Here is an 11755-nt window from a genome sequence, read left to right on the forward strand (position 1 = left end):
GCCTTGAGCGGGCACGGAGGCGCGCCGCAGCCGGCGCGGCGCGGTGCCCACCGCACGCGCCGCAGCCCGGCGGTCGTCGCGGCCCTGGTGCTGCTCGCGGTGCTGCTCCTGGCCGCCGCGGCCGGGGCCGTCGTCCTCCTCGCGGGCGACACGATCACGGCGGTGCTGGAGCTGCTGCGCTGAGTCGCCGGCCGTGATCCGAGCGTGGACGGCGGCGCCCGGAGATCCTTGTGGAGCCCGGGGGTACTCCCCATAATCGGCACCGGTCGCGCTGTCCGGGTGTGCACACGTGCACCCGGAGCCACCGTTCGCCCGGGCGGACGGGGAGACCCGCCACCGGTCCGGCCGGTGACGCCGCCCGCACCGCACCTCATGGAGATCGCATGGCTCAGGGGACCGTGAAGTGGTTCAACGCCGAGAAGGGCTTCGGCTTCATCACCCAGGACGACGGCGGCAGCGACGTGTTCGTGCACTGGACCGCCATCCAGATGGACGGGTACCGCTCCCTCGACGAGGGCCAGCGCGTGGAGTTCGAGGTCGGGCAGGGCCAGAAGGGTCCGCAGGCGGAGGCCGTCCGCACCGCCTGAGCACCCGGCCGGCCGCGCCGGGCGCGCCCACCGCGGGCGAGGGCCGCTGCGGCTCCCACGGCGCCGTCCCCCCGTGCGGGGGGCGGCGCCGCCGCGCGTCGGGGGTTTGCACTCGACCGGTGAGAGTGCCAACATTGGCACTGGCACTCTCGAGTCGAGAGTGACAGCACTCGCAGCACCTCGACCCGGGAGCTCACGCTCCCGGCCGGTGCGGTGAGGCCCGTCGCCGCGGGGGACGTGACCCCGCGCCGCGGCGGGCCGTCCGTCGCGGGCACCGCTCCGGCCACCAGACCCGTCACCGGGGAGGAACACCAGTGGCCAAGATCATCGCCTTCGACGAGGAGGCCCGTCGCGGCCTCGAGCGCGGCATGAACCAGCTCGCCGACGCCGTCAAGGTCACGCTCGGCCCGCGCGGCCGCAACGTCGTCCTGGAGAAGAAGTGGGGCGCCCCCACGATCACCAACGACGGTGTGAGCATCGCCAAGGAGATCGAGCTCGAGGACCCCTACGAGAAGATCGGGGCCGAGCTCGTCAAGGAGGTCGCCAAGAAGACGGACGACGTCGCGGGCGACGGCACCACCACCGCCACCGTCCTGGCCCAGGCGCTCGTGCGCGAGGGCCTGCGCAACGTCGCCGCCGGCGCCAACCCGATGGCCCTCAAGCGCGGCATCGAGAAGGCCGTCGAGGCCGTCACCGAGCAGCTCCTCGCCGCCGCCAAGGAGGTGGAGACCAAGGAGCAGATCGCCGCGACCGCGGGCATCTCCGCCGGTGACCCCTCCATCGGCGAGCTCATCGCCGAGGCGATGGACAAGGTCGGCAAGGAAGGCGTCATCACCGTCGAGGAGAGCAACACCTTCGGGCTCGAGCTCGAGCTCACCGAGGGCATGCGCTTCGACAAGGGCTACATCTCGCCCTACTTCGTCACCGACTCCGAGCGCATGGAGACGGTGCTCGAGGACCCCTACGTCCTCGTCATCAACTCCAAGATCTCCAGCGTCAAGGACCTGCTCCCGCTGCTGGAGAAGGTCATGCAGTCGGGCAAGCCGCTGGTGATCATCGCCGAGGACGTCGAGGGCGAGGCACTGGCGACCCTGGTCGTCAACAAGATCCGCGGCACCTTCAAGTCCGTGGCCGTCAAGGCCCCCGGCTTCGGTGACCGCCGCAAGGCCATGCTGGGCGACATCGCCATCCTCACCGGTGGCCAGCCCATCTCCGAGGAGGTCGGCCTCAAGCTCGAGACCGCCACCCTCGACCTGCTGGGCCGGGCGCGCAAGGTCGTCGTCACCAAGGACGAGACCACGATCGTCGAGGGCTCCGGCGACGCCGACGCCATCGCCGGGCGCGTGGCGCAGATCCGCGCCGAGATCGAGCGCAGCGACTCCGACTACGACCGCGAGAAGCTCCAGGAGCGCCTCGCCAAGCTGGCCGGCGGCGTGGCCGTCATCAAGGCCGGCGCGGCCACCGAGGTGGAGCTCAAGGAGCGCAAGCACCGCATCGAGGACGCGGTGCGCAACGCCAAGGCCGCCGTGGAGGAGGGCATCGTCGCCGGCGGTGGCGTCGCCCTGATCCAGGCCGGCAAGCTCGCCTTCGAGAAGCTCGAGCTCGACGGTGACGAGGCCACCGGCGCCAACATCGTCAAGGTCGCCGTCGAGGCCCCGCTGAAGCAGATCGCCGTGAACGCCGGCCTCGAGGGCGGCGTCGTGGCGGAGAAGGTCCGCAACCTGGAGACGGGCAAGGGCCTCAACGCCGCCACCGGCGAGTACGTCGACATGCTCGCCGAGGGCATCAACGACCCGGTCAAGGTGACGCGCTCCGCGCTGCAGAACGCCGCCTCCATCGCGGCGCTCTTCCTCACCACCGAGGCCGTCATCGCCGACAAGCCGGAGAAGGCCGCCCCGGCCGCTCCCGGTGGCGACGGCGGCATGGGCGGCATGGACTTCTGAGTCCCGCCGCTCCCAGCACCACCAGCACGACCGCGAGGGCGGTCTCCCCACGGGGAGGCCGCCCTCGCGGCGTCCGGGGCGGCGGGCGCGCGGGTTAGGGTCGGGGCGTGAGCAGCCCGACCGGCGAGATCCCGTCCGCCGCGCGCGACGCCTCCCGGCTCACCGAACCGGCGCGCCGGGTGGTGCGCACCGAGGTCGTCGACGCCCCCCTCGACGTCGCCGAGCACGCCGCGCTGGTCTCCGACGCCGCGGCCGGGGCCGTCGTCACCTTCGCGGGCGTCGTGCGCGACCACGACTGCGGCCGCGGGGTCGAGCGGCTGCGCTACGTCGGCCACCCCAGCGCGCCCGACGTCCTGCGGGCGGTGGCCGCCGACGTGGCGGCCCGCTGCCGGGTCGACGCCGTCGCGGTGAGCCACCGCCTCGGGGACCTGGAGGTGGGCGACTGCGCCCTCGCGGTGGCCGTCTCCGCCGCGCACCGGCACGAGGCGTTCGCGGCGGCCGCCCTGCTCGTCGACGAGGTCAAGCGGTTGCTGCCGGTGTGGAAGCACCAGCACTTCGCCGACGGCACGCGCGAGTGGGTCGCCTCGCCCTGACGCGCCGGCCCCGCCGCGCGGTCGCGGTGCCGCGGGTGCGGGCCGCTCAGCCCCCCGCGAAGGGCGGCAGGACGTCCAGCGTCGCGCCGTCGGCCACGACGGCGGCCCCCTCGGCGCTCGTCGCGTCCAGCAGGAACGAGCAGGCGCCCAGCACGCGGGCGAGGTCCGGGCCGTGGCGCCGGCCGAGGTCCTCGACCAGCCGGGCCAGCGGCAGCGGCGCCGGCAGGTCGAGGCGCTCCTCCTCCGCGCCGGCCGCCTCCGCCGCCGCCGCGTAGTACCGCACCAGCACCGCCACCTCAGCCCCCGATCGCCGACATGGGCCGCTGCGGGTGCAGGAACCCGGGATCGTCGATGTCGTGCCCGGCCCGCTTGCCCCACATGGCGGCGCGCCACGCGGCGGCCAGCTCCGCGTCGCCGGCGCCCCCGCGCAGCAGGTCGCGCAGGTCCGTCTCGGAGGTGGAGAACAGGCAGGTGCGGACCTGCCCGTCGGCGGTGAGCCGGGTGCGGTCGCAGTCGCCGCAGAAGGGCCGGGTCACCGAGGCGATGATGCCGACCGTCCCCGTGGTGCCCGCCCGGTCCTCGACCTGCCACGTCTGCGCCGGCGCGGAACCGCGCACGGACGAGGCCACGGGCCGCAGCACGACGTGCTCCTGGAGGGCGGCGAGCACCTCGTCGGCGGTGACCATGTCCTCGCGCCGCCACGCGCCCTGCGGGTCCAGCGGCATCTGCTCGATGAACCGCAGCTGGACGTCCTCGGCGAGCGCCCAGCGCAGCAGGGCGGGGGCCTCGTCGTCGTTGAGGCCGCGCAGCAGCACGGCGTTGACCTTCACCGGCGACAGCCCGGCCTCCCGCGCCGCCCGGATCCCGGCCAGCACGTCGGCGTGGCGGTCGCGGCGGGTCAGGGCGAGGAAGCGGTCGGGCCGCAGCGTGTCGAGGGAGACGTTGACGCGGTGCAGGCCGGCGGCGGCCAGCGGTGCGGCGCGCCGGTCGAGGCCGATGCCGTTGGTGGTGAGCGAGGCCCGCACCGGTGCGCCGGCGGGGGTGCGCAACGCGGTCGTGGCGGCGACGAGGTCCTCCAGGCCGCGCCGCAGCAGCGGTTCACCCCCGGTGAAGCGGACCTCCTGCACCCCGAGGTCGCGCACCGCGAGGGTCACCAGCCGCACGACCTCCGCATCGGTGAGCAGCGACTCCTTCGCGGCCCAGGGCAGGCCCTCGGGGGGCATGCAGTACCCGCAGCGCAGGTTGCAGCGGTCCGTCAGGGAGACCCGCAGGTCCACGGCGGTGCGCCCGTGCTGGTCCCGCAGGCCGCCGCTGCGGTGCGCGCTCCCCGCCGCATCGCCCGCGGGTGCGCGGCGGCTGCGCACGAGGGGGAGGCCGAGGTCGACGGGCACGCCCCCAGGGTATGCGTCGACGCGGTGCCCGCCCGACGTCCCCGGGCCCCACCGGAGCCCACCAGCGCCTATCGGTGCGCCCGTCGGTGCGCCCGTCGCGACGTCCCGGATGCCGCCGCAGATCGTGCTGGCGCGGTGGAGCCGGATGGGCTACCGTTAAGGTGAACAGTAGATGAACGGGGGGTGCACCATGGAGGAAATGAAGATGGCGAGCAACGAGGTTCCGGCACCGGTGCGGCTCCGCCCGCACCGCCCTGCGCTGGCGGCCCGCTGGGCCGTGAGCACCGGCATCGACGGTCGGCGACAGCTGACCATGCACTGGTCGGTCCCGCAGCGCACGGTGAAGAAGGCCACCCCGCACGCCGCCTGATCCCGCTGCGGCTCCCCGGACCACCGGGGGCCGCGCCGGCGCGCCGGTCCACGACGACGTCGTCGTGGACCGGCGCGCTGCGTCGTGGGGCGCACCCGCCGGCGTGCGGGGAGCGCTCAGAGCGAGAACATCCGGACGTTGGCCGCCTCCACCTCGGCGTACTGCTGACCGGCCGCCGCCAGCGCCCGCTGGATGTCCTCCAGCGACTGGCGCACCCGCTCCTGGGTGGCGCGCCACTCCACGACGACGCCCTGGAACCCCGTGGCGGCCTGCCCCCGCCAGCTGGACTGCAGGTCGAGCAGGTTGCGCATCATCCGGTCGACCTCACCCGTGATCGCCGCTGCGGAGCCCTGCACCGCCGCGCTCGCCTGGCTCACCAGTGCGCTGTCGACCTCGAACCGGCTCATGCTGGACTCCTCCGCTCGGCGGGCCGCGGGACGGGGTGCCCGCGGCGACCGGGAACGCCCCGGACCGCTGCGCCGACCGTAAGGAGCCGCATGCACGTCGAGGTCCGCCGTCCACAGCGCGGGCGCCGTCGGACGCCCGGGCGAGGGGTGTGGACGGCTCGATGAGCATCCTCATCGACAGTCCGCAGTGGACGGCCCACGGCCGCAGCTGGGCCCACCTCGTCAGCGACACCTCGGTGGAGGAGCTGCACCGCTTCGCCGCCGCCCTCGGCATCCCGCGCCGAGCCTTCGAGGGCGACCACTACGACGTGCCCGCGGACGTGCACCACAGGGCGGTGGCCGCCGGCGCCGAGGCCGTCACGACGCGGGAGCTGCTCGCACGCCTGCGCGCCGCCGGGCTGCGGCGGCCCAAGCGGCGCGGGGAGGAGGTGGTGGCCAGCACCCTCGACGCGGCCACCGGTGGCGCGGTGGCAGACGGCGCGGTGGCCGACCGGGCGGGTCGCGCCGGGCGCGTCGACGTGGTCCGCGCCCGGCGGGTGCCCACCCCGCACGGGGAGCACCTGGGCCTGCTGCGCGACCCCTCCGGGGAGGCGGTGCGCACCCGCCGGGGCCCGGCCGGCCCGGACCTGCCGCCCGTCCCGTGGCACCCGCACGCCGTGGTGCTGGGCTTCCGGCGCACCTGGTCCGGCGACGCGGGGCGGCGCCGGGTCGTGCACGACGGGCTCCTGGACCTGACCGGTGCCCCGCTCGCGGGCCGGGAACTCCCCGGCGACGGCTGGACACCGCTGGCCGACGTGCCGCGGCGGTGGTGGTGGCCCCTGCTGGGAACCACCACCACCGCCGCTGGGGCGCCGCGTCGCGGCTAGGCGTCGATCACTGCGCCGGCCGCGTGCCGAGCGTGACCTGCACGTCCTGCTGCTGACCGCCGCGCACGACCGTCAGCGTCACCGTCGTGCCGACGGCCTTCTCGCGGATCGTCGCCATGAGCGACTCCCCGCCGTCGATCCCGTCGCCGTCGACGGCGATGACGACGTCGTCCACCTGCAGCCCCGCCTCCGCCGCGGGGGTGCCCGCCGTGACGCCCGCGATGTGGGCGCCCGTGCGCCCGGCGCCGTTGACGGTGACCGTGGCGTCCGAGGAGCTCAGGCCGACCCCGAGCCAGGCGTGGTCCGCGGTGCCGTCCGCCACGAGCTGGTCAGCGATGAGCTTGACCAGGTTGGACGGGATCGCGAAGCCCAGGCCGATGCTGCCGGACTGCCCGCCGCTGCTGCTGAGCGAGGCGATCGAGGAGTTGATGCCGATCACGTTGCCGCCGCCGTCCAGCAGGGCCCCGCCGCTGTTGCCGGGGTTGATGGCGGCGTCGGTCTGGATGGCGTTCGTCACGGCCGTCTCGGTGGTGCTCTGCCCGCCGAAGGGGTTCTCCGACTCCTCCGCGGCGGTGGTCACCGGGCGGTCCACGGCGCTGACGATGCCGGTGGTCGCCGTCTGGGCCAGGCCCAGCGGGTTGCCCAGCGCCATCACCGGCTCGCCGGGCTGGACGTTGTCGGAGTTGGCGAACTCCGCCGCCACGAGCCCCGACGGCGGGTTGTCGATCTTGATGACGGCCAGGTCCGTGGCCGCGTCGGTGCCGACGATGCTGGCGGCGTACTCCCGCCCGTCGGAGAGGGTGACGGTGATCTCGGCGCCCGCGCCGGCGCCGGTGACGACGTGGTTGTTCGTCACGATGCGGCCCTCGGTGTCCCAGACGATGCCCGAGCCCTCGCCCTCACCCGCGCTGGAGGCGACGGTGACCGCGACCACGCTGGGGGAGACGTCCGCCACGACCGCCTCCCAGTCCGGGGAGGCGCTGGTGGCACCCGGGTTCTGCGGCGCGGTGGTGCTGGTGCTGCCGCCCGTGGTGCTCAGCGAGCTGCTGGGCGCCTCGTCGGAGAAGCCGGTCACGAGGGCCGCCGTCAGCGCGCTGGCGGCGAGGGCGCTGGCGCCCACCCCGGCGCCGAGGGCCAGCCAGCCGGGGCGGCGGCGGCGCCGGGGCGAGGTGGCGGGGTCGAGCAGCGCGGTGCCCTGCTGCTGGGCCTGCGGGGCGTAGGGGTCGCCGGACTGCTGCGCGTCGTAGCCGTACCAGGCCGGCTGCTGGGAACCGTTCGCGTAGCCGTTCTGGTCGTGGCCGTTCTGGCCGTGACCCGTGCCGTAGCCGCTCTGGTCGTAGCCCGAGCCGTAGCCGTAGCCGTTCTGGTCGTGACCCATGCCGTAGCCGCTCTGGTCGTAGCCCGAGCCGTAGCCGTTCTGGCCGTAGCCGTAGCCCTGGTGGCCGCCGTCCTGCCCAGCGCCCCGGCTCTCGCCCTCGCCGGGCGTCGGGTTGCCCCAGACGTCCCGGTCCGCGGGCGTCCGCACCGGCTCGCGGTCGTCGGGGTTGCTCATCGCTGCTCACCTCTGCCTCGTGGGACTGCACCTGCTGCTACCAATGAACGGATACCCACCTGGAGGGCTCCCGAGCGCTGTCTGAAGGTTCCCTGTGAAGCCGGCCGCGCCGGATCAGCCCTGCCTCGGCCCTCCCCGCCCCGGCAGGTCGTGCGCCGGCCGGTCGTGCTCGGCAGACCCATACCCGGTGGCGTCGTGCCCGGAACCCCCCTCGGCGTCCTCCCCGGCGTCCTCCTCCGCGTCCTCCTCCGGGGCGGCCAGCCGGAAGCGCAGCCGGAAGGTCGCACCCCCGCCGGGCGTCGCCGCCACCGCCACCGTGCCCCCGTGCCCCTCCACGATGCTCTTCACGATCGCCAGGCCCAGCCCCGAGCCGCCACCGGTGCCGCGCCGGCGGGAGGCGTCGACGCGGTAGAACCGCTCGAACACCCGCTCGGCGTCCTCCGGGGCCAGCCCCGCGCCGTGGTCGCGCACCTCCACGACCGCCTCGGGACCGCTGGGCCCCCGCACCGGCCCCACCGCCACCTCCACGGGCGTGCCAGCGGGGGTGTGGTGCAGCGCGTTGCCGACGAGGTTGGTCAGCACCTGCCGCAGGCCCGCGTCGGCCGCCAGCACCGCGGTGGGCCGCACCGGCGCGCCCTCGGGCAGGCCGACGAGCCGCACGTGCCGCTCGGGGGCCAGGGCGCGCGCGTCGTGCACCGCGTCGGAGGCCAGCACCGCCAGGTCCACCGGCTCCGGCTGCTCCCGCGCCTGCCGCTGCGCCTCGTCGAGGCGGGCCAGCACGAGCAGGTCGTCCACCAGCCGCCCCAGTCGCGTCGACTCCGCCTCGATGCGCTCCATCGCGCGGGTGACGTCCGCCCGCTCCGGCAGCGCGCCGAGGCGGTGCAGCTCGGCGAACCCGCGGATCGCCGCCAGCGGGGTGCGCAGCTCGTGGCTGGCGTCGGCCACGAAGCGGCGCATCTGCTCCTCCGAGCGCTGCCGGGCGCGGAAGGCGCGCTCGACGTGGCTCAGCATGCTGTTGAGCGCCGTCGCCAGCCGCCCCACCTCGGTGCCCGGGGCGGCCGGTGGCACGCGCTGGGACAGGTCGCCGTCGGCGATGGCCGAGGCGGTGACCTCGATCTGCGCGAGCGGGCGGAACGCGCGGCGGATCGCCAGGGCGGCCAGCACGGTGCCGAGGGCGACGACGAGGGTGCTCACGAGCAGCACGAGGTAGCGGTAGGTGTCGACGGTGCGGTCCACGTCGTCCAGCGAGAGGGCGACGGCCGTGGTGACGCCCCGCTCGGGGTAGGAGTAGACGACGACGCGCCAGTCGGAGCCGTCGCCGGCGGCGTCCTCCACCGTGAACGGCCGCTGGTCCTGCCGGTCGGCGAACTCCGCGGTGAGGGGCGGCAGGTCGAGGCTGAGGGGGGAGCCGTCGTGCTGCGTCAGCTGGGTGATCGCCCCCACGACCTCCCCCTGCGACGTGCTGGCCTGCACGTAGAACTCGCTGGGGAGCACCTGCCGCTGGCCGCGGCCCAGGTCGATGCCGACCACCGCGTCGGACAGGTTCTCCCCGGTCGTCGTCAGCTGGGTGTCCACCCGGTCCTGCAGCTGCCCGCGCAGCAGCCCCAGCGACACCAGCCCGGTCAGCGTCATCGCCGCCACGAGCAGCAGCACCACGACCGCGAGCAGCCGGGTGCGCAGCGGCAGCCGCTCCACCGCACCCGACACCGCGGCCGGCACCCGGCGGGGCGGGGGCAGCCGGCGCAGCGCGGCCAGCCCCTCCCGCACGGCGGGACCCACGGCGACCACGTCAGCACCGCCTCACGACGGGGGCAGCCGCAGGACGTAGCCCACGCCGCGCTTGGTGTGGATGAGGGGCGCCAGGCCCTCGGTGTCCAGCTTGCGGCGCAGGTAGGAGATGTAGGACTCCACGATCTGCGCCTCGCCGTTGAAGTCGTAGTCCCAGACGTGGTCGAGGATCTGCGCCTTGGACAGCACCCGGTTGGGGTTGGTCATGAGGTAGCGCAGCAGCTTGAACTCCGTGGGGGACAGCTCCACCAGCCGCCCGGCGCGGCGCACCTCGTGGGAGTCCTCGTCCAGCTCCAGGTCGTGGAAGGACAGCCGCCCGGCGTCGGCCGCCGCCAGCGCCCCGGCGCGGCGCAGCACCGCCCGGATGCGCGCCACGACCTCCTCCAGGCTGAACGGCTTGGTCACGTAGTCGTCGCCGCCGGCGGTCAGCCCCGCCACCTTGTCGGCGGTGTCGTCGCGGGCGGTGAGGAACAGCACCGGCACGTCGCGGCCGCGCTGGCGCAGCTTGCGGGTCACGGTGAAGCCGTCCATGTCGGGCAGCATCACGTCGAGCACGACGAGGTCGGGGCGGGTGCGCTCGGCGAGCTCCAGGGCCTCGGCGCCGTCCGCGGCCGACGCCACGTCGAACCCCGCGAAGCGCAGGCTGGTGGCCAGCAGCTCGCGGATGCTCGGCTCGTCGTCGACGACGAGCAGCCGGGCCTCGGGCGTGGGGGACGCGCTGCGCACGGCTCCAGTGTGGCCGAGCGCGGCTGGGAACGGGCTGTGAGCGCGCTGGGCGCAGACCCTCAGCCGCGCCCGTGGGTGTCGCGCCAGGAGTGCCGCGGCTCGTAGCCCAGCAGCTCCCGCGCCCGGTCGATGCACAGCAGCGTCTGGCTGCCCGGCACGTCCTGCAGCACCTCCACCGGTCCGAACTCCTCGCGCAGCACGTCGAGGGAGGGCCGGTCCAGGACGGTGTCGGCGGCGGCGATGACGAACGACTGCGCCCCGCTCAGCGGCGCCTCCAGGCCCAGGCGGCACGCGGCGGCGGCGTCGCGGGAGTCGACGTAGCCCCACAGGTTCCACCGCCGCAGCGAGGGCTTGCGCCACACCTGCGGCAGGCCGTCGTAGTCGGCGGGGGTGAGGACGTTGGAGAAGCGCAGCGCGACGAACGGGATGCCGCTCCAGCGCGAGACCTGCTCGGCGACGATCTCGCTGGCCACCTTCGACAGCGCGTAGGACGTCTCCGGGCGCGGGTAGTGGTCCTCGTCGACGGGCACGTAGTCCGGCGGGGTGTCGAACGGCAGCCCCAGCGTCGTCTCGCTGGAGGCCCACACCACCCGCTCCAGGCCGGCGCGGGCGGCGGCGGTGAACACGTTGTGGTTCATCGTCGTGTTCGCCGCGAACGTCACCGAGTCCGGCAGCAGGTCGGGGGCGGGGATGTTGGCCAGGTGCACGACGGCGTCGGCGCCGTCGAGGGCCTGCACCGCCTGCCCGAAGTCGGTGAGGTCCGCGCGCAGGAACGGCACGCCGTCCGGGACGGCGGGCGGGAGCTGGTCGGTGGCCCGCACCCGGTAGCCGTGGGCGAGCAGGTCGGCCACGACGGCGCGGCCCACCTTCCCGCTCGCCCCGGTGACGCAGACGGTCCGCACCGGGCCGGGCAGCTCGTCGCCGCCGGGCTGGCGCGGCCGTGCGGTGGTCTCGGCGGCGTCGTCGCTCATGCGGGGCAACCTACGGGCTGCGCCTCGGCCACCGCGAGGGCGGCGGGCACCGCTGCTGCGGGTGGCGGCGGGCGCTGCGGCAGACTGCCCGGGTGCTCCGCGACGTCCAGGCCACCCGCTACGTCGCCCCGCTGCGCGAGGGCGGCAGCCTGCCGGGGCTGTGCGAGGCCGACGACGACGGCACGTACGTGGTGAAGTTCCACGGCGCGGGACAGGGCCGGCGGGTGCTGGTGGCCGAGGTGGTCGCCGCCCGGCTGGCCGCTGCGCTGGACCTGGAGGTGCCCGAGCTGGTCACCGTCCGGGTGGACCCCGTCATCGGCCGCAGCGAGCCCGACGAGGAGGTGCAGGACCTGCTGCTGCGCTCGCCCGGCACCAACCTCGGCACGGACTTCCTGCCCGGCGCGCTGTCCTTCGACCCGGCGGTGGACCCGGTGGACCCCGGGTGGGCGGCGCGCGTGCTGTGGTTCGACGCCCTGCTCCTCAACGTCGACCGCTCCTGGCGCAACCCCAACGCGCTGTGGTGGGGGGGCCGGCCGTGGCTCATCGACCACGGGGCGTCGC

The 11755-nt window shown here is 75.2% G+C and carries 14 protein-coding genes; 7 read left to right on the forward strand and 7 right to left on the reverse strand.

What is annotated here, in order from left to right:
• From ABEB16_RS00185 to ABEB16_RS00200, 4 genes are all read left to right on the forward strand, one after another.
• Positions 1 to 183: hypothetical protein (locus ABEB16_RS00185; RefSeq protein ID WP_345710262.1), on the forward strand; the 183-nt coding region annotated here is incomplete at its 5' end.
• A gap of 200 nt (positions 184 to 383) precedes the next feature.
• Entirely contained in the window at positions 384 to 587 is a 204-nt protein-coding gene (locus ABEB16_RS00190) for a cold-shock protein (protein ID WP_345710263.1), read from the forward strand.
• A 314-nt stretch (positions 588 to 901) separates the two neighbouring features.
• Positions 902 to 2530, forward strand: coding sequence for a chaperonin GroEL (gene groL, locus ABEB16_RS00195; RefSeq protein WP_345710264.1), 1629 nt, complete (start codon positions 902 to 904; stop codon positions 2528 to 2530).
• A 107-nt stretch (positions 2531 to 2637) separates the two neighbouring features.
• Positions 2638 to 3123 carry a molybdenum cofactor biosynthesis protein MoaE gene (locus ABEB16_RS00200; RefSeq protein WP_345710265.1) on the forward strand — a complete coding sequence of 162 codons (486 nt, stop codon included), beginning with the start codon at positions 2638 to 2640 and terminating at the stop codon, positions 3121 to 3123.
• Positions 3124 to 3169: 46 nt separating this feature from the next.
• On the opposite strand, the gene ABEB16_RS00205 is transcribed toward ABEB16_RS00200, so the two are convergent.
• Both ABEB16_RS00205 and moaA read right to left on the reverse strand, forming a co-directional pair.
• Positions 3170 to 3412 (reverse strand): MoaD/ThiS family protein, encoded by a 243-nt coding sequence (locus ABEB16_RS00205; RefSeq protein ID WP_345710266.1) that lies wholly within the window; start codon positions 3410 to 3412, stop codon positions 3170 to 3172.
• A 7-nt stretch (positions 3413 to 3419) separates the two neighbouring features.
• Positions 3420 to 4487 carry a GTP 3',8-cyclase MoaA gene (gene moaA / locus ABEB16_RS00210; protein ID WP_345710274.1) on the reverse strand — a complete coding sequence of 356 codons (1068 nt, stop codon included), beginning with the start codon at positions 4485 to 4487 and terminating at the stop codon, positions 3420 to 3422.
• Positions 4488 to 4719: 232 nt separating this feature from the next.
• Here moaA and ABEB16_RS00215 point away from each other — a divergent pair, with 232 nt between their 5' ends.
• A complete protein-coding gene (locus ABEB16_RS00215) occupies positions 4720 to 4884 on the forward strand; it encodes a hypothetical protein (RefSeq protein ID WP_345710267.1) in 165 nt (54 codons plus the stop codon).
• A 116-nt stretch (positions 4885 to 5000) separates the two neighbouring features.
• Here ABEB16_RS00215 and ABEB16_RS00220 read toward each other — a convergent pair whose 3' ends face one another.
• A complete protein-coding gene (locus tag ABEB16_RS00220; protein ID WP_345710268.1) occupies positions 5001 to 5291 on the reverse strand; it encodes a WXG100 family type VII secretion target in 291 nt (96 codons plus the stop codon).
• 161 nt (positions 5292 to 5452) lie between these two features.
• On the opposite strand from ABEB16_RS00220, the gene ABEB16_RS22750 reads away from it, so the two are divergent.
• Positions 5453 to 6157, forward strand: coding sequence for a DUF4031 domain-containing protein (locus ABEB16_RS22750; protein ID WP_425560059.1), 705 nt, complete (start codon positions 5453 to 5455; stop codon positions 6155 to 6157).
• A gap of 7 nt (positions 6158 to 6164) precedes the next feature.
• Here ABEB16_RS22750 and ABEB16_RS00230 read toward each other — a convergent pair whose 3' ends face one another.
• The 4 genes from ABEB16_RS00230 to ABEB16_RS00245 all read right to left on the reverse strand — a co-directional run bounded on the left by ABEB16_RS00230 (position 6165) and on the right by ABEB16_RS00245 (position 11194).
• Positions 6165 to 7709, reverse strand: a complete 1545-nt coding sequence (locus ABEB16_RS00230) for a S1C family serine protease (RefSeq protein WP_345710269.1) — start codon at positions 7707 to 7709, stop codon at positions 6165 to 6167.
• 114 nt (positions 7710 to 7823) lie between these two features.
• Positions 7824 to 9497, reverse strand: a complete 1674-nt coding sequence (locus ABEB16_RS00235) for a sensor histidine kinase (RefSeq protein WP_345710270.1) — start codon at positions 9495 to 9497, stop codon at positions 7824 to 7826.
• 12 nt (positions 9498 to 9509) lie between these two features.
• Complete coding sequence (locus ABEB16_RS00240) at positions 9510 to 10223, reverse strand: response regulator transcription factor (RefSeq protein ID WP_345710271.1); 714 nt, start codon at positions 10221 to 10223, stop codon at positions 9510 to 9512.
• Between the two features lie 59 nt (positions 10224 to 10282).
• Complete coding sequence (locus ABEB16_RS00245) at positions 10283 to 11194, reverse strand: NAD-dependent epimerase/dehydratase family protein (RefSeq protein WP_345710272.1); 912 nt, start codon at positions 11192 to 11194, stop codon at positions 10283 to 10285.
• Positions 11195 to 11286: 92 nt separating this feature from the next.
• Here ABEB16_RS00245 and ABEB16_RS00250 point away from each other — a divergent pair.
• Positions 11287 to 11755, forward strand: a 469-nt coding sequence (locus tag ABEB16_RS00250) for a HipA family kinase (RefSeq protein ID WP_345710273.1), incomplete at its 3' end; no start/stop codon positions are given.

The organism is Kineococcus glutinatus (genome assembly GCF_039542765.1).
Lineage (GTDB): Bacteria > Actinomycetota > Actinomycetes > Actinomycetales > Kineococcaceae > Kineococcus_A > Kineococcus_A glutinatus.